This is a genomic window from Thiolinea disciformis DSM 14473, assembly GCF_000371925.1.
Lineage (GTDB): Bacteria > Pseudomonadota > Gammaproteobacteria > Thiotrichales > Thiotrichaceae > Thiolinea > Thiolinea disciformis.
In genome coordinates this window covers 34391-57928 of record NZ_AQVE01000015.1, presented here as the reverse complement: position 1 = coordinate 57928, position 23538 = coordinate 34391, and the positions used below count along the sequence as shown (strand labels likewise).

Genomic DNA, 23538 nt, shown 5'->3' with positions numbered 1-23538 from the left:
GCGCACTTTCTTTTAAGACCACAGATTTATGGATTTATTATTTTCGGCGTACTGGAAAACATTCGAAGAACACCCAGCCATTCCCAATTGGCTAATCACTTGGCTTAATGAGCCGAACTCGATGACTGAACGCGTAAAAAGCCTTTGTACTCATGATTTTAGAGTGGAGGTGTTAAGACATGAATTGGTGGAAAATCAACAACTCCAACCTGAATTGCAATTAGTGCAAAATGAGTTGGTTTTACAGCGTGAAGTTCTATTATGTGATGGTGATACGCCTTTGATTTTCGCTTACTCATTATTACCAGAAGCCGCTCTACACGGACGCTATGCTGAATTACGCGAATTAGGGAGCCGTCCTTTAGGGCATTGGCTATTCACTGAACCGGTTTTAAAACGCCATACAGTAGAAATTGCTGCTTTAGCAACACAAGAGAAATTATTTGATCAAGTGCGAGAAATAACTACGCTACCTACATTATTATGGGGAAGAAAGGCTTTATTCAGTGGCGCAGCTAAACCCTTACTGGTGAGTGAGTTTTTTCTACCTGCGTTGCAATTTAGAACCGAGTAAATGTTATGGATCAGGAAGAATATCAATTACGCACAGGTCTTATCCAACAAGCACGCTGGATGAATGCCAATGGTTTAAATCAAGGTACTTCCGGCAATATTTCGGTACGCTATCATGATAGCCTAATCATTACTCCATCAGCTCGTGCTTATGAAACCCTAGAACCTGAGCACTTAGCTAAAATCCATTTACAGCAAGGTTATGGCTCATGGCAAGGGTCATTTAAGCCTTCGAGCGAATGGCGTATTCACTTGGATATTTTAAAGAGCCGACCAGAAATTAATGCCGTCGTACACACTCACGCTAGTTTTGCGACTGCTTTATCCATGACACGCCGCCCTATTCCCCCGATTCACTACATGATTGCTCTATTCGGTGGGAAGGATATTCGCTGTGCCGATTATGCGACTTTTGGCACAGCGCAATTATCACAACTGGCGCTGGAAGCTTTACACGATCGTTTAGGATGCTTATTGGCCAATCATGGCATGATTGCTTTAGGCACAAGTTTGCCCAAAGCCATGTGGCTGGCTCAGGAATTGGAAACCTTAGCCAAACAGTATCTCTATGCCCTGCAATTTGGTGAACCAATCTTGCTTACTGATAGCGAAATCGAGGCAGCACGACAACAATTCTCAGGCTATGGCTTGCAAGAGTAAAAGCTCATGCCTTTACAGTGACAAGAGGCTCTTTTCCCTCTTGTGCTAGCTGCCAATTTTTTGAATCATCTTTGCGCTCACCGAATACTTTATAGACAACAACATAAAATATAGCTGTCAGAATTATAAAACCAACTAATGCTACTAATGGTTCTGGTGCCACAGTGACAAACATGGACGGAGACTCAATCGCTGATTTATCATAGTTTATAAAAACAAATAAGAATAGATTATTAGCTGAATGTGCACCCATTGCCAACTCAAGACCATTATCTCTTAGTGTTATTAAAGCAAAAATAAATCCCATAGTGAAATAAGTTAACGGCATGAGAATAAAATTAATCTTAACCTCGGGATTTTTTAAATGAAGAGCCATAAACAGTATCCCAGATGCTATTGCAACGATCAGTTTATTTTTGATTAATACCCCTACTCCTTGCAAAAGATAGCCTCGAAAAAGCAGCTCCTCAACAGAGGCTTGCAAGGGTGTCAATACTAGAACAAAAGGCAAGAACATTAGAAATGCTGATAGATTTAAATTGAACTTAAAATCAGTAGGATTAAATAAATAACTCCCAATACTCATAATAAGCATTAATGCAAAATAAACCCCTAAACCCTGAAAATAACGCCTCCAATTAATCCTCTTACTAGCGGTGATGAGAGTAACGAATTGCCTACAATGGAGAAACTTAACTACTAAATAAATTCCACCTAACATGCCTATGAACATACAACTAATCGCAATATAGCTCACTAAGGGGCTGATACCTTCGAAACGCGCTGTTGCTTCAATAAAGTTAGTATTGGGATCATTATCTGCCATTAAATGTATAGCTAAGGCAATGACGGGAATCCCACCGACTACCTGCCACATCACTCCAATAATCAAAATCCCTAATACATAGCGCCACCAATCGTTTTTACCTAACTTGGCTAGTTCCAGATGGTTCATGAATTGACGTTCCTGAAGTGGAAAATCGTTGAAGTATAGATGAGTCAGCCTGAAGCAAGACAATTCTGTAGATAATTGGCTAGAACATTAAAATATTTATGGAACGATCTCCCGCATTCCCGACTCATACACTAAACTAAGCTCATAGTAGCATGATAACACTATGAAGTTTTGCGAGAACTTTATACGCCCGTCCCGCCCAGAGAATAACGAACATGAGAGCTAAACCTTTTACCCAATGGTTATGGCCGGTATTGTTAAGTGTCAGTTTATTGACGGCTTGCCAATCCGACGACACCAGCACCGCCAAAGCCCAAGCCGCAGCAACGGCTGCCCCTAACCCTGCAGAAACTGCTAAAGTGATCGATCAATCGCGGCAATTATCCGAGATTCTCAGTCAACGCCCGAAAAGCATTACGGGGCGTAATGAGCCTTTGCTGCTTACGTTTCGTCAGCCTATTATTGAAGCCGCGCAACTCGGCAGCTCGGCAGATGCTTATATTAGCCTCAATCCTGCCGTCAAGGGCAAAGCCAGCTTCGACGCTTTAAGTAGCATTCGTTTCACGCCTGATGCACCACTCGCTTCCGCACAAGTTTATACCCTCACGCTCAAGCCCAAAGGGCTGTTGAATTTACCAAGCGATTTACAGCCGATTGATTTTGCTTTTAAAACACCCAGCTTAGAGTTAGATGTGCAAACGAAAGGCTTAGCACCGATGCCGAATGTGGCCAATCAAATGCAATTAGAAGGCGCGGTCTATACCTCCGATTTTGCACCGAATGAGCTAGTGGAAAAGTCTTTACAAGCACAAGTCCAAAATAAAACCCTAGCCGTGGTTTGGGATCATAATCCTAATGGTACAGAACATCGCTTCACGGTAGTCGGTATTCCACGGGAAACGTTTGCGACGGATTTAATGGTGAAATGGGACGGCAAGGCACTGAATGCGCAAGGCAAAACCGTTGCGGGCGAAAAAGTGGTCAAAGTCCCCAGCCAAAAAACCTTTAGCCTCACGCGTGTGCAAACCGAGCAAACTGAAACCGATGGCAAACCTCGCATCGCCATCACTTTTTCAGATGTATTAAGTCCTAGCCAAGATTTGAGTGGACTGGTTCAATTTGGCAGTGACAAGATTCGCACGCAGATCGAAGGCAACCGTTTATTAGTTTACCCCAGCGCAGATTTAGAACCGGGCGAATATAAACTGATTATTCAGGCGGGTATCCAAGCCTCTGAGATGGCCTTGGGCAAATTAACCGAGCGCTTTGAGCAAACGGTATCCTTAGAAGGGGCAAAGCCACAGGTACGTTTTGTCGGACGGGGTAGTTTATTACCTGACAATCAAACCTTGGAAATTCCGATTGAAACCCAAGCCGTGAATGCGGTGCAAATTAGTGCTTTTGAGATTTATCCGGAAAACATTCCGCAATTTTTACAAGTAAATGCACTGAATGATTCGAGTGAAACCCAGCGGGTGGGGCGTTATTTATGGCGCAAAACGATTCCTATTAGTAGCGCCAATCCCAATCAATGGAATCGTTTTACGTTAGATGCGACCCAACTGCTCAAAACAAAACCGGGGACTTTATACCGTTTAGAAATGGCGGTCGACCGTCGTCATTCGACTTATAAATGCCCCGCCGGAACCCCAGTACCGAGCACAAGCGATAAGCCGCTGGATAATTATGATCAGAATGAAGGGGGTAATGCGAGCGGCTGGGATGGTATTTCGGATTATTATGCTAATGCTTCTGAGGATGGTTCAAGCTATAGCTGGGAAGAACGCGGCAATCCCTGCCATGACAGCTATTACTATTACAATAGTGAAAAAGTCACTAGCGGCCATAATTTTATGGCGAGCAATTTGGGCTTAATGGCTAAACAAGAAGCGGATGGCACTTTACATATTATTTCCACCGATTTACGTTCCGCCACGCCAGCAAGCGGTGTGAACTTTGAGGTTCGCAATTATCAAGGCCGCAGTTTAGCGATAGGCACCAGTGATGCACAAGGCTTCGCTACATTACCCCTGACTGCAACGCCTTTCTTATTAGTCGCTAAACAAGGTGAAGATACTGGCTATTTAAAATTGAATGCCAATACTACCCTAGCAACCAGCCAATTTGATGTCGGCGGTGAGAGCTTGCAAAAAGGCGTGAAAGGCTATTTGTATGGTGAACGGGGCGTTTGGCGTCCGGGCGATGATATTTTTCTGACCTTTGTGCTGCAAGATCGTCTGAAAAGCTTACCACAGGCTCATCCTGTGACTGTGCAATTGATCGATCCTATGGGCAAGGTTAAGCAAGTTATCACTAATAAAGCCCCTGTTGGCCCGTTTTATACTTTTAAGCTACGTACTAACGAACACGATCAAACCGGCAATTGGCTAGTCAAAGCACGCTTAGGGGGAAGTACATTTGATAAAACACTCAAAATTGAAACGGTGCGCCCGAATCGTTTGAAAGTGGAACTGAATTATCCCACTGAAGTGCTGTATGGTTATAAAGACTTGCCACCTGCCACTTTATTTTCACAATGGTTACATGGCGGCACAGCCAGTAACTTGAAAGCTGATGTCAGTGTACGTTTACGCGAAAAGACGACCGAATTTAAACGCTATACCGATTACAGCTTTGACGATCCGACGCGCCGTTTAGACAGTGAAGACCAGCAATTAGTGGAAGGCCGTTTGGATGAAACAGGCAAATTAGAATTCAGCAAAAACTTCCAACCCAAGCAAGCGGCACCAGGGATGTTGAGTGCATGGTTTACGAGTCGCGTCCATGAAGAAGGTGGCGGCTTCAGTATTGCTAAACAGACGATGGATTATCACCCCTTCCAACATTATGTAGGCATCAAACTGCCAAAGGGTGACGCTGAGCGCAATATGTTGCTCACCGATCAGGATCACACGGTGGATATTGCGACGATTGATGCAGAGGGAAATGATGTCGCCTTATCTCAAATCCAAGTCACGCTGTATAAAATTGAGTGGAAATGGTGGTGGGATAAAACCGCTGACTCTTTAGCAGAATATGCGGATGCTAGCCACAGCAGCAAATTACAACAATCTATTATTAGTACCACCAATGGCCGTGGCACTTGGAAGTTCCAAATTAAATATCCCGACTGGGGACGTTATTTAATTCGGGCGTGCGATATGCAAGGTCAGCACTGCACCGGCAAAACCTTATATGTCGATTGGCCGGGCTGGGCGGGTCGTGCGCAAGAAGACAGTAGTGGTGCCGCGGCGATGTTACGTTTTGCGAGTGATAAAGCCACTTACCAAGTTGGTGAAACCGCACAAATTCAATTGCCGGAAGCAGATGCTGGTCGCGCCTTATTAACTGTCGAAAATAGCAGTCGCATTTTAGAACAGCGTTGGATTGAATTTGATGGTAAACGCGCCCAAGTGCCAGTGTCTATTACTGCTGACATGGCGCCGAATGCATATGTGAGCATCAGTTTATTACAGCCTCACAAAGATAAGAAAAATGACCGTCCGATTCGTTTGTACGGCATTATTCCTTTGACCGTCGAAAATCCGACCATGACCTTGCAGCCGGTCTTAAATCTGCCGGATGAATGGAAGCCTGAAAGTACCCAAACCTTTAGTGTAAGCGAACAATCGGGCAAAGCCATGAGTTATACTTTAGCCGTAGTCGATGAGGGCTTATTAGGTTTGACCCGTTTTGAAACACCTGATCTCAAAAAAGCTTTATTCCGCAAAGAAGCACTGGGCATTAAAACCTGGGATTTATTCGATGATGTGATTGGAGCTTATGGCGGCCAACTTGAACGCTTATTAGCATTGGGTGGGGGTGATGAAGCACAGATTGATGATGCCGCAGCCAAGCCCAAACGCTTCCCGCCCGTGGTACGCTTCTTGGGCGCTTTCCAATTAGCAGCCGGTGAAACCAAGCAACATACGGTCGATTTGCCTTCTTATTTAGGCTCAGTACGTGTCATGCTGATTGCAGCCCAAGATACCGCTTATGGTAAGGCGGAAAAATCAGTGTTTGTACGCCAACCTTTAATGATGTTGTCCTCGTTGCCTCGTACGTTAAAAATCAATGAAACCGTGAATGTCCCACTCACGGTATTTGCTGGAACATCTGAGGTTAAGGATGTGCAACTAAGCGCTGAGGTGGATAAAGCCTTTACTGGCAAGGTCGCGCCTGTCAGCGTGAACTTTGCGGGCCCTGGTGAAAAAGTAGCAACTATTCAACTCAAAGCAGGTGCTGTCCCTGCGCAAGGCAAATTAAAATTCACTGCTACCAGTGGTGCTTTCACGAGTAGCCATGAAGTGAATATTGATATTCAAGCGCCTAACTTGCCTAGCTCACGCAGTACACAAGCTGTGATTGAGCCAAAAGCGAACTGGAACCATACCCTAAAGCCACATGGTTTGGCGGGTAGTAATCAGAGCGTCTTAGAAGTCTCTGCCCTGCCTGGTATGAACCTTGAGCGCCATATGGATTATTTGGTGCAATACCCGCACGGTTGCTTGGAGCAAACCACTTCAGCCGCTTTCCCACAATTATTCTTATCGCCTTTATTGAAGCTGGACGAAAATCGTCAAAAAGCAGTAGAAAAGCATATTAAAGCAGCGATTCTGAAGCTGAATGACTACCAAGCTGCGAGTGGTAATTTGATGTATTGGCCGGGTTCGAATGAAGCACACGATTGGGCTAGCATTTATGCAGGTCATTTCCTCGTGGAAGCTCAAAAGCTCGGTTATAACGTGCCGATGGGGTTATTAACGGGTTGGTTGAATTATCAAATCAATCAGGCGCAACAATGGACCGCTGGAAGCTCGGGTGACACCTCAGCTGTTCAAGCCTATCGTTTGTATGTGTTGGCGGCGGCTGGCAAGCCTCAGATGGGGGCAATGAATCGTTTACGCGAATCTGGCAAAGCGAATGAACAAGCACGCTGGTTATTAGCGGCGGCTTATCGCCAAACAGGTCAGCAAGAAGCGGCGCAACAAATAACTGCCGGTTTAGCGCCCACAACAACGCTTAATCCAACCCCAGACTTAAATTTCAATCACCGTTTGGGGCAACTAGGTTTGCAATTAGAAACCTTGCTGACCTTGGGTAAGTTACAAGATGCCGAATCTTTAGTACAGCAGATTGCCCAAGAGCTGGGTAGCGACAAGGCAGCTAACTTTAATACGCATGATTTGGCATGGGCCTTGATGTCGGTTTCCCATTATCTTAAAGCACAAAATCAGCCGATTCAGGCGCAATTGACTGTGAACCAAGGTTCACCGCTTGCCTTGAATGCGGCGCAAAGCTTATTAAGTCAGCTCTTACCACCTAGCGATACTGCCTTGGCTATCAATGTTCGCAATGATACCGCTCATAAATTGTACGCCACTGTGACTACACGCGGTATTGCAGTGATGGGTAATGAACAAGCAGAAAACCTAGGTTTGGAATTACAAGCTAGCTTGAAAGATAAGACGGATCAAACGCTTTGGGACACACAAACTGCCACAGGTGCACCCTTGGCCTTAAAACAAGGTGATGACTATACCTTGACCGTGAATGTGAAAAATACCAGTGGCTATGACCTACGCCATATTGCCTTAAGTACTCTGCTACCGTCTGGTGTAGAAATTGTGCAAAGTGACACCCCTCAGTCCAAGTCTGAAGCAAAGCCTAATGCTAATGAGGGAGCTGACACTGAAGCAACTAGCACAACGACTGAAGCCTCTAGTGAAGAAAGTGAGGGTGAGAATGCGGCTGAAGGTGAAAGTGAAAATGCTGCGTCAACAGAAACTAGCACAGCTACCACTGAAACGGCCACGGAAAACACTAGCGAAACTGCCAACACCAACGTGACTAATGACTTGAGCAAACCAGCCCAAAAAGCAGGTTTGAGTTATCAAGATGTACGTGATGATCGGGTGTTGAGCTACTTTGATTTGAAAAAGGATGCCACGCAAAGCGTAACGATTAAAGTAAATGCGGCGTTTCTAGGTGAGTTCTACTTCCCTGCGATCAGTGCGGAAGCCATGTATGAACCTAGCAAACGCGCCCGCTCGATGGGAATGCCCTTGAGTATAGTCAAAACGCTTGCAACGCCCACACCTGCTCCAGCACCTGCAACACCGGAAATTGAGTTAACCAACTAAGCACGTCTTGGCTTCAGTCTAGTTTCTGACTAGACTGAAGCTTTTTCTAAGTGAGTAGGTCATGACTCAGATTCTTATTTGTCCGGGCATTTATAATTCTAGTGAACAGCATTGGCAAACCCTGTGGGAACAAGCCCATCCACAGTTTACTCGGGTGCAACAACGGGATTGGGATTATCCCTTATGTCAGGAATGGGTGAGTACGTTAGAGCAGGCGGTTCAACACGCCGGTAGTGATACCATCATTGTTGCGCATAGCCTAGGCTGTTTAAACGTGGTGCATTGGGCAGCACAAACCAAACTCGCGATAAAAGGGGCTTTATTGGTTGCAGTCCCTGACCCTCAAGGGGCTAATTTTCCAAACGATGCCAAAGGCTTCAACCCCTTACCCACTCAGGCCTTTTCTTTTCCAAGTATTATGGTCTATAGCACGAATGATCCTTATAGCACCCCCGAATTCACCCAAACGATGGCAAGCCATTGGGGCTGCCAACATTTAGTAAATCTCGGTGATAAAGGCCATATTAACGCCAGCAGTGGTCTAGGGACTTGGCCTGAAGGCTTGAGCCTATTGGATAAACTCTTAAACACCTGAATGCTTTACACCGTGGCTGCCGCTCGCATGGCTTGACTCGGCGCATAATTTAAGGTCACTACCTGCGGGCAGCGTTGACAAGCTGCCACCGCTTCTTGTTGCCACCAACGACACTGGCTACGAATGGCACAAGGCGCTAATTTTTTGACGACTACTGGCAAGAGTTGAACGACTTTCGATGCTAACTGACAAGAAGATTGTTGCTCATTAAAATGCTGGCATCCAGACTTGGCACAGGGGGCTGCAAAACGAAATACTTCTGTTGGATCAACGCTTCCCGCCATTGCCAAGATATCATTCGTAATGGGCTGTATTTTATCTAAATAGGCAAGCTCCGGCTTTTCCGGAGTTCCCCCCACTACGCCAAATAATACAGCTTCTGCTTCTTTGTGGTTGGCACTGGGACAAACTGTACTTACTTCAGTAGTCATAGCAACCTGCTTATTTGTCAGCCTATGTGTTAATCAGGTAAAACTGTTGTTTCACTAGCGCTTATGGGTGCCTCAGTGGCGACTAAGCCTGCTGTCACTGGGGGTGGTACACTTATTCCGCCTGCAACAATAGGGACTTGTTCAATGGGTTGTTGGGGTGGATTAACAGGTCTGCCACCGGCAATAAGAGGAGTGTTGCTAGGCTGGCCTTCACCATAAATCGAACGGAGCATTGAACTTACCAAGCGACTCATCGGTTGCATACTAAGATTCGTATTGTCTACAGAAAAACTCCTGGCTCTTAATGCGCGCGCTTGAGCTTGCTGAGCAAAACGCTGAATATCCTGAGAACTAATCGAGACCGGTTTAGCTTGAATACTGTTATTCATAGGGGCATGGCTCATTCGATTTATAATTAAGTACTAGATACACTACTATAACTGCTCACTGTCCTGCCGCTGCTGCGCTTTACGATAAAACTAGTCGTTTTGACGATAGAAAGCAAAAATTAGCTTTTACTAGCATCAATATTTTTAATAGACATGCTTTAACTTTAGCCTCTTCAAGAAAATATAGATACCTTATAATAAAATACGGAATTTATTATAGGTTTCAGCCGCTTTAAATTTTGTCAACGTGGGGTGAAATGTTAACCTTGGAATTCGCATGGCTTTATGGACTATGTGCAAAACCCACAGTTATCAGGAGGAGTGCCCCATGCCGGATATTTATATCGTTGCTTATGATGGCAGCGATGCGTCACGACGCACTGCACAGTTTGCTGCCGAACGCGCCAAACTCGCCCATGCCCACCTTCATCTTGTTTATGTCCTAGAGTGGTCACCCTATAGCTTTCTCACTCAAGAAGAGTTAGCCGAACGCCATCAACGTCGTACTCAAGAACTTGAGCGTGCCACGCAGTTTGTATTAACACCGATGGCACAAGAGCTTACCGCTGCGGGTTATACCGTAAGTGCAGAAGTGCGTTATGGTAATGTTGCCAAAACCATTCATGAAATTGCTGGAGAAAAAAACGCCAAAATTATTTATATCGCTAAATCCAATGACTCCGGTTTAGCCAGCCGCCTTTTAGGTAATGTGCCGGGCACTTTAATTCAAATAGCCAATATCCCTGTTGCTGTTGTCCCTTAACTACCGAAAAGGAAAATTTGCATGAAGCCGATCACGCTATTTCAAGCATTACTAACCCTCCTCACGCTAGTACTTTTACCGCTATCCGCCCAAGCCAGTATCGATGAAACCATTAATAACGCGGTGGCGCCGATAGCCAATGCGGTCTCTAGCGTTATTTTCTTTTCCGTTCCGCTAGGCGAAGCACAGCTACCTTTGATTGTGTTATGGCTAATTATTGCCGCTACGATATTCACGATTTACTTTGGTTTTATTCAATTTCGCGTCCCTGCATTAGCGATACGCCTTGTTCGTGGGGTCTATGATGATCCTAAACATGCGGGTGAAGTCAGCCACTTCCAAGCATTAGCAACGGCGGTTTCAGGTACGGTAGGTTTAGGTAATATTGCGGGCGTTGCCGTTGCTATTGCGATCGGTGGTCCAGGTGCGACTTTTTGGATGATTCTAGCCGGTTTATTGGGGATGGCTTCCAAATTCACCGAATGTACTTTAGGGGTCAAATACCGTAATGAATATCCTGATGGCAGCATCTCCGGCGGTCCCATGTATTACCTTTCCAAAGGTTTAGCCCTGCAAAATAAAGCTGCTTTAGGTAAATTCCTCGCCGTCTTTTTTGCCATTTGCTGTATTTTCGGGGCATTCGGTGGCGGCAATATGTTCCAAGCCAACCAAGCCTTTCAACAAGTGGTGGTGGTCACTGGTGGTCAAGCAAGCTTTTTAGCTGACAAAGGTTGGTTATTTGGTCTGGTGTTGGCGGTCTTAACCGGCGCAGTTATTATTGGCGGTATTCAATCGATTGCACGTGTGACTGAGAAATTAGTCCCGTTCATGGCCATTTGGTATTTAGGTACTGGCTTAATTATTATCTTGATGAATATCGACAAATTAGGTTGGGCATTTGGCGAGATCCTCAATGGTGCATTTACTGGTGCTGGTGCAACAGGTGGCATTATTGGTGCCTTGATTCAAGGTTTTAAACGTGCCGCTTTCTCAAACGAAGCCGGTGTTGGTTCTGCCTCTATTGCTCACTCAGCCGTTCGCACCTCAGAACCTGCTACTGAAGGCATTGTTTCTACCCTAGAGCCTTTTATTGATACCGTAGTGATTTGTACCATGACTGCATTAGTGATCATTATCACTGGCTCGCTCAGTAGTGGTGCTGGCTTAACTGGCGTGGAACTGACTTCACATGCTTTCGGTACAGCCTTCTCATGGTTTCCTTACTTATTATCTGTTGCTGTTTTGTTGTTTGCTTTCTCTACCATGATTAGTTGGTCTTATTATGGTTTAAAAGCATGGACTTATTTGCTGGGGGAGGGCAAAACCAAAGAGCTCATTTTCAAACTGATCTTTTTAGTGTTTGTAGTGCTTGGCTCTAGTATGAGTTTAGGCCCTGTGATCGACTTCTCAGATGCCATGATCTTTGCCATGAGTATCGCCAATATTATTGGCTTATATCTACTCATGCCGGTCGTGAAACAAGAAGTTAATCAATACCTCGCCAAAATCAAAACAGGCCAAATTAAGCGCATGAAATAACAGTGCTTCATATAAAAAAGCAGTGGCCCACCACTGCTTTTTATAAAAGCCAAAAGATTATCTCACCGCCACCGGATAAGAACCCAGCACTTGTACCAACTCCACATCTTCACGCAATACAGCCAAGGCCTTCGCGACGGCTTCATCTTCCTCATGCCCTAATACATCAAGGAAAAAGATATATTCCCAATTGGTATTACGTGAGGGGCGTGACTCAATGCGCGTCAGATCGACACCATTTTCTGCCAAAGGCTTCAAAATAGAGAATAAAGAACCCGGGCGATTCGGCGCCGAAATCATCAACGAGGTTTTATCTTTGCCACTGCGCCCTACTTTAGGCTGCCCGATCACGAGAAAGCGCGTGGTATTAGTCGCTTGATCTTCAATATTCTGTTGTACTAATTGCAACCCATAGATGTGAGCTGCTTGTTGGCTACCAATTGCCACCGAATCTTCATCTTCTTTGCACAAGCGTGCCGCTTCGGCATTACTACTGACGGCGATCCGTTGTGCATGTGGTAAATGACGATCCAACCAAGCACGGCATTGCGCCAAGGATTGCTGATGGGAATAAACCTTACTGACCAGTTTCCAGTTCGGATTATTGCTCATCAAGGTCTGATTAATACGCAACAAAATTTCGCCACAGATATGTAAAGACGACTGCATGAACATATCCAAGGTATGCGTAATAATACCTTCGGTGGAGTTTTCAATCGGTACGACACCATAACGTACCCGCTCAGCTTCGACTTCACGGAAAACTTGGGCAATGGACTCTACTGGCAAGGTACCAATTCCACTGCCGAAATGCTTATACGCAGCTTCTTGCGTAAACGTGCCAGCAGGGCCTAAATAAGCTACCCGCATGGATTCTTCCAATGCCAAACACGCCGAAATAATCTCACGGTAAAGGCGCGCTATTTGTTCATTGCGTAGAGGGCCGCGATTATTTTCCTGCATACGCAATAAGATTTGCGCCTCGCGTTCTGGTCGGTAAAACACCGCATTCGGATCTTCCGCCAATTTGGCTTGTGCAACTTCTTCGGCACAACGCGCACGCTCATTTAACAAAGCTAATACTTGATCATCCAGCGCATCAATCCGATCACGCAGTGCTTTTAAATCCATCTGCCCTTCCCCTGTTAGCCGTGTGCTTGTTCAAACTGTTGCATGAAACTGATCAAGGCATCGACGCCCGCCTCTGGCATAGCATTATAAATACTGGCACGCATTCCGCCCACCTGACGATGCCCTTTTAACGTCACTAAGCCCGCTTCCTCCGCCTGTTTTAAAAACACGGCATCCCATTGCGGATCGCGTAAAGTAAACGGAACGTTCATCCACGAACGGTATTGCTTGTCGACTGGATTCGCATAAAAATCGGACTGATCAATCGCTGCGTAAAGCTTTTCCGCTTTGCGCTCATTTAACACCGCCATCGCTTCCAGACCACCTTGCGCTAATAACCACTCAAACACTAAACCGGCAATATACCAAGCATACGTGGGCGGTGTGTTATACATCGAATCATTATCGGCATAGATTTGATAATTGAGAATATTGGGCGTTTTTGGATCGGCTTTGCCCAATAAATCCTCACGCACAATCGCAATCGTCAAACCTGCAGGGCCAATATTCTTCTGCGCTCCTGCATAAATCACCCCAAAGCGCGCTACATCAATCGGACGTGACAAAATATTCGATGACATATCGGCCACCAAGGTCACGTCACCTACCTCGGGAATAGCATCAAACTCTACACCGCGAATCGTTTCATTATCCACATAATGAAAATAGGCCGCATTGGGATTAACTTGCCATGTGGAACGTTCAGGAATCGTGGTGAAATTGCTGGAAATACTCGACGCCACGACATTCACATGGCCATAACGCCGTGCTTCTTCAATGGCACGCACTGACCAATCGCCCGTTTCCATATAGTCGGCTTGCTGCTTGCCTTGCAATAAATTGAGTGGAATCATCGCAAATTGCGCATGTGCACCACCCTGCAAGAATAACACTTTGTAATTATTAGGAATATTGAGCAATTTGCGTAAATCGGCCTCGGCTTTTTCGGCAATCGACATAAATGCTTTACCGCGATGACTCATTTCCATCACCGACACACCCGAACCTTGCCAATCGAGCATTTCAGCTTGGGCTTGTTGCAAAACACTGTGCGGTAAGACGGCAGGTCCGGGGCTAAAGTTATACACCTGTTTCATGGCGACGCGCGTTCCAATTTTGAAAGGCGCTTATATTCCCATATTGCGTGGGGGACTGGCAAACGCTTATCTAGTAAGCGAAATTAAACACCAAGATCTGCCTTCTATACTAAAACGCACTGTCTTCATCGCTATAACTAAATAGCCTAGGTTGAACAAGACTTTAATGGCTTCTAAGCTCAGCCGTTTTACACTACAGCACCCTCACCTGCCCCCGAAAAACAATCTCCCCCTTGGGCGTGGCTCCATTCAGATTATCCATTGGCTCCAAACTGATCGCGAACTCTGCGACCTGTGGCATCATTTTCCATGTCTTCATATCAATAGGCAGGCGCATTTCACCCTCCCGCGCTAAGGTTCCCATCCGCATCGGCGCTTGGGATTTATCTTTGGCAATACACCAGATCGTTGGCAGATAACCCTCAGCACCTGCAAAAGTCTCGCTCGGCATATCCAAGGCTAGTTGCATGGGTTCATATTGCACCATGGCTGTGACCATTTTATCGCTATGTAACGGCGATTTGAGGGTTGCCACATAAGTATGTTGACTGGGCTGAGACATCAATAAACCTGCAAACACCAGCGCCGCCAACGAGGCTAATACGGCTGCTAAAGGCCATGAAAACTTGGCTGTTATGCGCTGCCAAACGGAAGGCTTTGCAGCGTTTTGTTCTGCCTTAATATAACTTTCGATGCGCTGCCATATTTGCGAAGGCACTGGCTCCGGTGGAATAAACTCCCCCAAGGTCGCAAACTGGTGCTGATAAAAATCAGTGACCGTGCGTAGATAAAGGTGTTTAGCCAGCAAACTTTCAAAGCGCAGTCGTGCTCGACCCTGTAACGTACCCAAAGCATAAGACATGGCTAGATATTCAAAAATCTCAGGGTTTTGATAGCGCTTCATTGTAAACACCCCCGTAATTGTTCTAAACCACGTCGAATCCATGCTTTCACTGTTCCAAGCGGTGTAGTAGAAAGCTGCGCTAACTCCTCATGCGTATAGCCATAATAAAACGCTTGCATAATATATTGCCGCTGTTCGGGTTTGAGTAATGCTAGGCAGCGTTGCAACTGTTTTGCCTCATCACTGCACTGATATAACTTGTCAGGACTCAGCTCAGGAGAGGCAAACTCCAGAGTTTCATAATCCAAATCTTGATCAAACAGTTGTTGATCTTTGGCTTGCCGCAAAGCATCCAAGGCCTGATTACGCACCAGTGTCGTCATCCAAGTCATGGCGCTCGCTTTGCTAGCACTAAATTGTGCGGCATGTCGCCAAATTTTAATGAAGCCTTCTTGCAATACTTCTTCTGCCAAATTCGGCTCACGCACGAGGCGCTTACACAAGGCAAATAAACGCGGCGACGCCAGTTCATACAATTGCTGGAAGGCTTTCGTGTCACCTGTTGCGCTGAGTATCAACAATTCACTGAGTCGATCCATGTTATGCCCTTCGTGCGTAATACCTTGAATACGTGATTTCACCTAACTTGGATGCAACCTACCATTGAATCGCCTGAATTTAATTTCTTAAGTTTTTTGCATCCAAAATCAATCTATTGTGCGTATCTCTCATACCAACTGCAAACAGTTGGCGTCTTATCGGAATCGCATCGTTTACCTTCAAGGAGCTGATCATGAATACGCAAAAACCCATTATGGCTGCCGCGTTAGTCGCCTTAGGCATTGTCGCCGCTAGCACTTACTCGAATGCAGCCACCAACAATACTGAAAAATGTTCGGGCGTGGTAAAAGCCGGTATGAATGATTGTGCCGCCAATGGCCATGCTTGTGCGGGTATGGCTAAAACCAATAGTGCTAAAGGTGAGTGGATTACGGTCGCCAAAGGGACTTGCGCAAAATTGACGGGGGGCGTGGTCATCCGCTAAGCCGTGCTAGGTTTAGTGTATGCTGTTTTAACCACGCGATAAAAAGCTGCATCAAACTTGCATCCAAATCCGATTAAATAACGTATAAGCTCTAGCATCCCAGTGATTTGCAACAATGAGTAAGCGTTTAATAATTTTTCACCCACAAGGAGTTCACTGATGAATCTACAAAAATCTATTATGGCCAGCACCTTAATCGCATTAGGTATGGCCGCTAGCAGCATGGCAATGGCAGAAGACAAAAAAGCCGAAGTTGAAATGGAGAAGTGCAGCGGCATCGTCAAAGCGGGAATGAATGATTGTGGCGCGAATGGCCACTCCTGCGCTGGTCAAGCCAAAGAAGATAATGCCAAAGGTGAATGGATTAGCGTTCCCAGAGGCACTTGCGAAAAAATTACCGGCGGTGTGTTAGTAGAAGACAAGAAGTCTTAAAGTCCGCTCTCACGGGATAGTGTAACTGCTATCCCGTTCTAATTCGCTACGCATAGGAGCGCCCATGAAACCCAGCAACCACTTACTCGCTTTATGGATAGGCGATCATTTCTTATTAGAAATACTGCGCACACTGAGCTTATTGAGCTTTCGTTTTTATGTAGCATGGATATTTTTTACCTCTGGCTTAACCAAAATAAAAAGTTGGACCAGTACACTGTATTTATTTAAAGAAGAATACCAAGTACCCCTGTTGTCCAGTGAGTGGGCGGCTTATTTAGGGACAGCGGCTGAATTAATACTACCCCTCTTACTCGCCCTAGGTTTACTCACACGCCTAAGTGCGCTGGCTTTATTTATTTTTAATGTAGTGGCCGTCATTGCCTACCCTTATTTATGGACGATTGAAGGGGCAGGTGGATTTTGGCAACACGTTGTTTGGGGCAGTATGCTTTGGGTCGTGTTCCTATTTGGCCCCGATCGAATTTCCTTGGATGTATTATTGAGTAAGCCTGCATGGCTTAAAAAAATGGCTTAAGGTATGTCTAAAGCACGAATCCAAGCGTGTGGCATTGGCTTACGCGCCCAGCATATCGACCAAATTCTCGCAGAGAAACCAGCGATTCCATGGCTGGAAATTCTCACGGACAATCACCTGATCGCTGGTAGCGTACAGCAAGAGTATGTCATTGAGATTGCCGAATACTATCCACTGACTTTTCATGGTGTAGGCATGTCGCTAGGTTCGGTTGATCCTCTAAACCGCGATTACTTCCAGAAAATTAAAGCGCTAGCGGATCGAATCAATCCCGCTTGGATTTCAGATCATTTATGCTGGAGCTCCGTACAGGGTTTGGTGACTCACGACTTACTACCCCTACCCTACAACGAGGAAACGCTGCAACATCTCGCAAACCGCATTTTGCAAGCGCAGGATTTGCTCGAACGCCCCCTGATGATTGAAAACGTATCCAGTTATTTACAATACCAACACTCAGAGTTGAATGAGTGGGAGTTCTTAAGCGCGCTCACGGACTTAGCGGACTGCAAACTTTTGTTGGATGTGAATAATATTTATGTCAACGCTTACAACCATGACTTTGACGCATTCGAATACTTGCAGGCTATTCCGGTAGCACGCGTACAGGAAATTCATTTAGCCGGTTATGAGGATCGTGGTACGCATTTACTCGATACCCATGGCTATCCCGTGAGTGATCAGGTATGGCAATTATATGAAGCTGCACTTCAGCGTTTTGGCGCCGTACCTACTCTGATTGAATGGGATAACCATGTTCCGCCTTTAGAACGTTTGCTCGCCGAGGCAGCACACGCAAAACAGGTACAGGATCATGTACTTAGCTGAATTGCAAAGCCAGTTTGCCAATGCCTTGTTTGATGAGGATAAAATTTCGGCAACTGCTAAGGTGGTTAAGACGCAGGGCAGTCTAAGCGCAGAACAACGTGTGGGCATTTATCGCCATAGCGTACAAGGCATTTTGAGTGATTATCTTAGCTCGCTGTATCCGGTGACTAAACAATTAGTGGGCACTGATTTTTTTGAGCAAGTTACCGAGCGCTATATCGATCACACGCCCCCTACTAGCCCGCATTTAGCAGATTATGGCGATAGTTTTAGTCAGTATTTACTGACAATTCCCACTTTAGCCGATTGGCCATGGATAGCAGCACTTACAGAACTAGAATGGGCGCGGCAAAGGGCTTGGCATAGCATTAATCAAGCGAATACCGATTTTAGTCAAATTGCGCACTTAAGCGAGCAACAACAAACCATGTTGCGCTTTCAACTACCGCACTCCGCGCATCTATTAAGCTCGCCTTATGCCATTCATGCGATTTGGTTAGCTCATCAAGCAGAAGACCTCCCTGAAAAATGCGCGTTGGAAGCGGTCGAACTGCATAAGCCCTGTACTCTGCTCATTTATCGTAGCGGGCGACGTTTATATCAACAGCCCCTGAATCCCATGGAAGCTATTTTCGTGGAAACCCTTCAAGCACAAAAAACCTTTCCTGAATTAGCCGAGCAATTTCAGGATGACTTACCTACTCTCTTAACCCGAGCATTGGAACAACAGTGGATAGTCAGTTTTAGCGTCTAACAAATACCTTTACTCATTAAGGTTTTTCCCTGCACAAACCAGACTTGCTAGCATATATCCCGTTCCAAACGCTAAACTACTTGAACAAACCCCCTAATTGATCCTTTATCGACACTTATGAATCCCATACTGACTCGAAACACCCTAAAGCACCTACCTCACACCAGCCTTTTCATCATCACTGCTTTAATACTCAGCGCTTGTATCACACAACAGGCGACCAAGAACCCTAATACGGTCGAAGTGTATAAACACCGAGGCTCCAAGCAATGCGAAGGGGGCGGTTTGACACAGCTAGAGGTAGAGCAACAACTCAGCGCCCTCGGTGCAACTATTTATAAGAAGTCTTGTGCGACCGACGGTAAAACTTACCCAGCTTATTGTGGTAATGCGGATGGCAAGATTTATGTATTTACTATTGATAAGTCGGCTGCTGAAAAAGCGCGTGCCCAAGGTTTTGGTCTAAAAAATAATTTAGGATTGACGCCGAATATTGGCTGTACTATTTAAGTCTATTGAAAATGAAAAACCAGAGTTAATCCATAGAGATAACTCTGGTTCTTTTATGCAACTTAGACAGCTAAGCCTTTAGCCATACCAAGGTGCACCGTAACCTAAGCCTGCAATTCTGGATACTTCAGCCGTAATCATACTTAATGTTGTTGGCTGATGCCCCCAGTATGCACCACCACCCCAACCATAATGATTATTGGTTAATACCACAGAATCACCGATAGAGGGTGTACCAGAATAGTCATTGTCATAAACTTTACTGACTTGGTGTGAATTGCCCCAAGAGGTTTGATTAAATGCTGTACTCAAACGACCTTGCATATAAGGTGTTAAAGGTAACTCAGGGCTCATCGGTGGTTGTGTTCTATTTAGGCCCCATGCAGAGGCAGGTGCATATGGTGTAGTTGCATATGGAGAATAAGGCATAACCATAACTAATACTCCTTGTCTATTGTTTTAAACCATGTTTTTAGATGCCTAGCTAAAAACAACCCAAACACAGTTTAACTAAATTGGATTTTTTGTTAGCTGGATGAAGGTTTTTTGGTCAAAATATCCCGACAGATGGTGGCATAAAACTTACTACTTTAGGCTCAATTTCTTTATATATCAAAAACTTATATAATATAAAACATACTAATAAATTCAGCCAGTGATTTAAATTATTCATATTTATAGATATTTATAAATTTATGATTAGCTATCTATAAACATCGCAACAGAGTCTGAGCCAGAAACACTATATAGTAATCTTTATGAACGTAGTACAAGGCACCAATCATGAAGAGCTTCGGGTCCAACGTAGGCATTATTGTCTTAATGCTAAGTTGTAGTTATTGGTTCATTGGGGGAGTTTTTGCCATGGAAAAATCCGCACAACAACAAATAATGAGTGATCCTTATCAATGGTTAGAAGCCATTGAGGATGAAAAAGTCCTAAATTGGGTACGCGAACAAAATAAAGTGACTGAGCAGGCTCTCACTCAAACGCCACATTTTAAGCAGTTAAAAGCCGATTTATTAACAATTTACAACTCAAAAGAACGCATCCCTTTTATTAGCAAACTCGGCACTTTTTACTATAACTTTTGGCAGGACGATGAGCACCCGCAAGGCGTATGGCGGCGCACTAGCCTTGAGGAATACCGCAAGGCTAATCCCAAGTGGGAAACGGTATTAGACTTAGATGCCTTAAGTAAAGCGGAGCAAGTCACTTGGGTATGGGGTGGTAGTGATTGCTTACCACCAGACTATAAACGCTGCTTGATCGATTTGTCTAAAGGTGGTGCAGACGCCACCACGACTCGTGAATTTGATTTGGAACAAAAACGCTTTGTAGACAATGGATTTATACGCCCCGAAGCCAAAGGCTTGCTGGCTTGGAAAGATGCAGACACGGTTTATGTTGCAAGCGATTTCGGAGCCAATAGCCTGACGGAGTCGGGTTATCCACGCGTGGTACGCGAATGGAAGCGTGGCACCCCCATGACAGAAGCCAGCCTCGTTTATGAAGGCTCAAGTAAGGACTTAGGGGTTGGGGCTTATCGGAATCATCAGCCCGACTTTGAGCGTGATATTGTTTATCATAATTTGTCGTTTTATGAAGATGATGTCTATATACGTGAGGCTGATGGCAAACTCGTTAAACTAGACGCACCCAAAGATTCACATAAATATATTCAGCGCTCTTGGTTATTACTACAATTGCGTAGCGCTTATACCTATCAACAACAAAGCTATAGCGTCGGTAGCTTAATCGCCACACCTTTAGCCGATTTCATGGCGGGTAAAGCACACTTTCAAGTGCTGTTTACACCGACTACCCACAGTTCTTTAGAAAATATCACCTTTACTCGGGACTACGTTATTCTAACGGTGTTGGAGGATGTCAAAAATCATTTAAGAGCATTCAAGGCTGAAAACACGCAATGGCAAGAGCAAGACTTTGGTGTTGCACCCAACTTAGGCACAGTAAGCCTTGAGGCAGTTGATCCCGACTATAGCAATGACTATTTTATGACCGTGACCGACTATTTAACGCCTAGCAGTTTATATCAGGGAGCAGTCGGTAAAGCGCCGGAAAAACTAAAACAAACACCTAGTTTTTTTGAAACCAACGATTTAGCCATTAGCCAACACTTCGCCACCTCGAAAGACGGTACGCGTGTGCCCTACTTCCAAATTGCGCCGAAAAATCTAGTGTTGAATGCGACACATCCGACATTGCTGTATGGCTATGGCGGTTTTGAGGTTTCGTTAACCCCTGTTTATGATGCAACGGTCGGTAAAGCATGGCTCAATCAAGGCGGTATTTATGTGGTAGCGAATATTCGGGGTGGCGGTGAATATGGCCCAGCTTGGCACCAAGCCGCTGTGAAAGAAAAACGCTATAAAGCTTATGAAGATTTTGCAGCCATCGCTCAAGACCTAATCGCACGCAAAGTCACCAACCCTAAAAAGCTTGGTATCATTGGTGCTAGCAATGGCGGCCTTTTAATGGGCAATATGCTGATACATTATCCCGAATTATTTGGCGCTATTGTTAGTGAAGTGCCACTACTGGATATGCAACGCTATCCACTGTTATTAGCAGGAGCATCGTGGCTCGATGAATACGGCAATCCTGAAACGGATTGGTCACAACTCCACGCTTATTCCCCTTACCATCATGTCAAAGCTGAGCAAAAATACCCACCATTATTCCTCAAAACCTCCACGCGTGATGATCGTGTTCACCCTGCTCATGCGCGCAAAATGTTCGCCAAAATGAAAGATCAAGGTCATGCGGTTTGGTACTACGAGAATATAGAAGGTGGACATGAAGGTGCAGCAAACAAGGAACAAGCTGCCTTGATGGAAGCCTTGTCTTATGAGTTTTTATACCAGCATTTAATGAGCCAACCCTAAAATATAGTGAATTTTGATTAACAGACTACACATGGTTTTCTGTTAAAAATCAGCTGTGCTAGGTTTCGCACCAAAAGTGATATGTAGCCTATTAATCAAAATTCACTATACAATTGGAGCGAACACTATTAAACGCTAGGCAGCGCTAGGTTAGTAGTTCTGCCACTATGCGTTAACTCAAAGGCAGGCCCCGTGCTAAACGTGGCTTTTTAAAACGTAAGCCCATACTTTGCTTCGTCAATAAATCGCGTAGTGGTGCAATGCGATCTACCACCATTAAACCTAGGGCACGTGCATGGGCTAAGGGCGCAAAATCATTTGAAAACACCCGAACTAGGGTATCGGTATACGTGAGAACTTGGCGATAATCTTTATTGCGTTGGGATTGGTAAGTGTCTAATAAAATAGGATCACCTAAATCCTTAGCTGCTTTATGCTGTTCGGCTATTAATTCTGCCAATAAAGCCACATCCCGCAAAGCAAGATTCAAACCTTGGCCTGCAACAGGATGGAGGGTGTGGGAAGCATTACCGATTAAGACAGCACGTCCCGCCAATTCATGTTCGGATTTAATTAAACTTAAAGGATAAGCGGTGCGCTGCCCTACCCGCAAAAACTTCCCTTGCCGCCAGCCAAAAGCCTCTTGCAACTGCTGCAAAAAATCAGCTTCATTTAAAGCCAAAATCGCATCCGCCGCTGTTTTACGCTGTGTCCAGACCAACGAATAACGACCTTGGGTCATAGGTAATAACGCCAAGGGGCCATTAGGAGTGAAACGCTCGTAAGCTTGATTGAGATGCGGCTGCTCAGTGGTGACATTGGCAATCACTGCACTTTGCTCATAATCACGCTCATGCACCTTAATGCCTAACTTTTCCCGTAAGGCTGAACGACTACCATCGGCAATGACGACTAAACGTGCCGTGATGAATTCACTAGCCGCTTGCCGTTTTATATGCAAACTCACCTGATCCGCTTCTTGAGTGAGATCAATGACTTGGGCAGGAGCGATCAAGTCTAGCGAGCTTTGCGTTAAGGCCTGATGCAAAGCCTGCCCCAAAACACGGCTTTCCACGACATAACCTAAGGCAGGTACTTGTTCTTGGCTGGCGCTCAGGCGGGTTGCTCCTAAATGACCACGATCAGACACATGAATAGTTACAATAGGTTCAACACCCTGCTGGAGTGCGGGCCATAAACCCATGCCTTGGTAAATCAAGCTAGAACCATAGGAAAGTGCAATCGAACGATCATCATAACCGGGCTGGCTAGCTTGAGACCCAAAAGCGAAAGTCTCTACCAACGCGAATTTTAATCCCAAAGGACTTAAGGCCAGTGCCAAACTCGCACCCACCATGCCTCCACCTACAATTACCACATCATAAGGCGTATCCATCGCCA

22 protein-coding genes are annotated in these 23538 nt (G+C 45.3%); 13 read left to right on the top strand and 9 right to left on the bottom strand.

The genetic code is table 11. The features are described from left to right. Positions 1-28 precede the first annotated feature (28 nt). Together A3IE_RS0112160 and A3IE_RS0112155 are read left to right on the top strand one after the other, a co-directional pair. A complete protein-coding gene (locus tag A3IE_RS0112160) occupies positions 29-574 on the top strand; it encodes a chorismate--pyruvate lyase family protein (protein ID WP_020395895.1) in 546 nt (181 codons plus the stop codon). A gap of 5 nt (positions 575-579) precedes the next feature. After that, positions 580-1233 carry a class II aldolase/adducin family protein gene (locus A3IE_RS0112155; protein WP_020395894.1) on the top strand — a complete coding sequence of 218 codons (654 nt, stop codon included), beginning with the start codon at positions 580-582 and terminating at the stop codon, positions 1231-1233. Between the two features lie 4 nt (positions 1234-1237). Here the strand turns inward: A3IE_RS0112155 and A3IE_RS20590 are convergent, their stop codons facing one another. Next, the gene (locus A3IE_RS20590; RefSeq protein WP_020395893.1) at positions 1238-2188 is read right to left on the bottom strand and encodes a CPBP family intramembrane glutamic endopeptidase; all 951 of its coding nucleotides are present in this window, start codon (positions 2186-2188) and stop codon (positions 1238-1240) included. A 215-nt stretch (positions 2189-2403) separates the two neighbouring features. Between A3IE_RS20590 and A3IE_RS0112145 the strand changes: the two genes are divergently transcribed. After that, positions 2404-8331, top strand: a complete 5928-nt coding sequence (locus A3IE_RS0112145) for an alpha-2-macroglobulin family protein (RefSeq protein ID WP_020395892.1) — start codon at positions 2404-2406, stop codon at positions 8329-8331. A 61-nt stretch (positions 8332-8392) separates the two neighbouring features. Further along, complete coding sequence (locus A3IE_RS0112140; protein WP_020395891.1) at positions 8393-8926, top strand: RBBP9/YdeN family alpha/beta hydrolase; 534 nt, start codon at positions 8393-8395, stop codon at positions 8924-8926. Between the two features lie 5 nt (positions 8927-8931). Here the strand turns inward: A3IE_RS0112140 and A3IE_RS0112135 are convergent, their stop codons facing one another. Both A3IE_RS0112135 and A3IE_RS0112130 read right to left on the bottom strand, forming a co-directional pair. Then, entirely contained in the window at positions 8932-9357 is a 426-nt protein-coding gene (locus A3IE_RS0112135) for a hypothetical protein (protein ID WP_020395890.1), read from the bottom strand. Positions 9358-9386: 29 nt separating this feature from the next. After that, a complete protein-coding gene (locus A3IE_RS0112130) occupies positions 9387-9746 on the bottom strand; it encodes a hypothetical protein (protein WP_020395889.1) in 360 nt (119 codons plus the stop codon). Between the two features lie 328 nt (positions 9747-10074). Between A3IE_RS0112130 and A3IE_RS0112125 the strand changes: the two genes are divergently transcribed. Beyond that, positions 10075-10509, top strand: a complete 435-nt coding sequence (locus tag A3IE_RS0112125; protein WP_020395888.1) for a universal stress protein — start codon at positions 10075-10077, stop codon at positions 10507-10509. Between the two features lie 21 nt (positions 10510-10530). Then, positions 10531-12048, top strand: coding sequence for an alanine/glycine:cation symporter family protein (locus A3IE_RS0112120; protein WP_020395887.1), 1518 nt, complete (start codon positions 10531-10533; stop codon positions 12046-12048). 57 nt (positions 12049-12105) lie between these two features. Here the strand turns inward: A3IE_RS0112120 and pheA are convergent, their stop codons facing one another. From pheA to A3IE_RS0112100, 4 genes are all read right to left on the bottom strand, one after another. Beyond that, positions 12106-13179, bottom strand: a complete 1074-nt coding sequence (gene pheA, locus A3IE_RS0112115; RefSeq protein WP_020395886.1) for a prephenate dehydratase — start codon at positions 13177-13179, stop codon at positions 12106-12108. A gap of 14 nt (positions 13180-13193) precedes the next feature. Next, positions 13194-14276, bottom strand: a complete 1083-nt coding sequence (gene serC, locus A3IE_RS0112110; RefSeq protein WP_020395885.1) for a 3-phosphoserine/phosphohydroxythreonine transaminase — start codon at positions 14274-14276, stop codon at positions 13194-13196. A gap of 193 nt (positions 14277-14469) precedes the next feature. After that, positions 14470-15180, bottom strand: a complete 711-nt coding sequence (locus A3IE_RS0112105) for an anti-sigma factor domain-containing protein (protein WP_020395884.1) — start codon at positions 15178-15180, stop codon at positions 14470-14472. Beyond that, on the bottom strand, positions 15177-15761 hold the full coding sequence (locus A3IE_RS0112100) for a sigma-70 family RNA polymerase sigma factor (protein WP_020395883.1): 585 nt from the start codon (positions 15759-15761) through the stop codon (positions 15177-15179). The genes A3IE_RS0112105 and A3IE_RS0112100 overlap by 4 nt, the downstream gene beginning before the upstream one ends. Positions 15762-15913: 152 nt before the next feature. Between A3IE_RS0112100 and bufA1 the strand changes: the two genes are divergently transcribed. The 6 genes from bufA1 to A3IE_RS0112070 all read left to right on the top strand — a co-directional run bounded on the left by bufA1 (position 15914) and on the right by A3IE_RS0112070 (position 19227). Beyond that, positions 15914-16165, top strand: a complete 252-nt coding sequence (bufA1, locus tag A3IE_RS0112095; protein WP_020395882.1) for a BufA1 family periplasmic bufferin-type metallophore — start codon at positions 15914-15916, stop codon at positions 16163-16165. A gap of 159 nt (positions 16166-16324) precedes the next feature. After that, positions 16325-16597: a BufA1 family periplasmic bufferin-type metallophore gene (locus tag A3IE_RS0112090; protein WP_020395881.1), complete on the top strand. Its 273-nt coding sequence runs from the start codon at positions 16325-16327 to the stop codon at positions 16595-16597. Positions 16598-16661: 64 nt separating this feature from the next. Beyond that, positions 16662-17135 (top strand): DoxX family protein, encoded by a 474-nt coding sequence (locus A3IE_RS0112085; protein WP_020395880.1) that lies wholly within the window; start codon positions 16662-16664, stop codon positions 17133-17135. A gap of 3 nt (positions 17136-17138) precedes the next feature. Further along, positions 17139-17963: an MNIO family bufferin maturase gene (bufB, locus tag A3IE_RS0112080; protein WP_020395879.1), complete on the top strand. Its 825-nt coding sequence runs from the start codon at positions 17139-17141 to the stop codon at positions 17961-17963. Next, the gene (locus tag A3IE_RS0112075) at positions 17950-18717 is read left to right on the top strand and encodes an HvfC/BufC N-terminal domain-containing protein (RefSeq protein ID WP_020395878.1); all 768 of its coding nucleotides are present in this window, start codon (positions 17950-17952) and stop codon (positions 18715-18717) included. The genes bufB and A3IE_RS0112075 overlap by 14 nt, the downstream gene beginning before the upstream one ends. A 117-nt stretch (positions 18718-18834) precedes the next feature. Beyond that, positions 18835-19227, top strand: a complete 393-nt coding sequence (locus A3IE_RS0112070; RefSeq protein ID WP_157832871.1) for a hypothetical protein — start codon at positions 18835-18837, stop codon at positions 19225-19227. Positions 19228-19305: 78 nt separating this feature from the next. Here A3IE_RS0112070 and A3IE_RS0112065 read toward each other — a convergent pair whose 3' ends face one another. After that, a complete protein-coding gene (locus A3IE_RS0112065) occupies positions 19306-19656 on the bottom strand; it encodes a hypothetical protein (protein ID WP_169333060.1) in 351 nt (116 codons plus the stop codon). A gap of 354 nt (positions 19657-20010) precedes the next feature. Between A3IE_RS0112065 and A3IE_RS0112060 the strand changes: the two genes are divergently transcribed. Next, the gene (locus A3IE_RS0112060; RefSeq protein WP_020395875.1) at positions 20011-22137 is read left to right on the top strand and encodes a prolyl oligopeptidase family serine peptidase; all 2127 of its coding nucleotides are present in this window, start codon (positions 20011-20013) and stop codon (positions 22135-22137) included. Positions 22138-22309: 172 nt separating this feature from the next. Here the strand turns inward: A3IE_RS0112060 and ubiH are convergent, their stop codons facing one another. Continuing rightward, positions 22310-23533: a 2-octaprenyl-6-methoxyphenyl hydroxylase gene (ubiH, locus tag A3IE_RS0112055; protein WP_020395874.1), complete on the bottom strand. Its 1224-nt coding sequence runs from the start codon at positions 23531-23533 to the stop codon at positions 22310-22312. Positions 23534-23538: the final 5 nt, after the last annotated feature.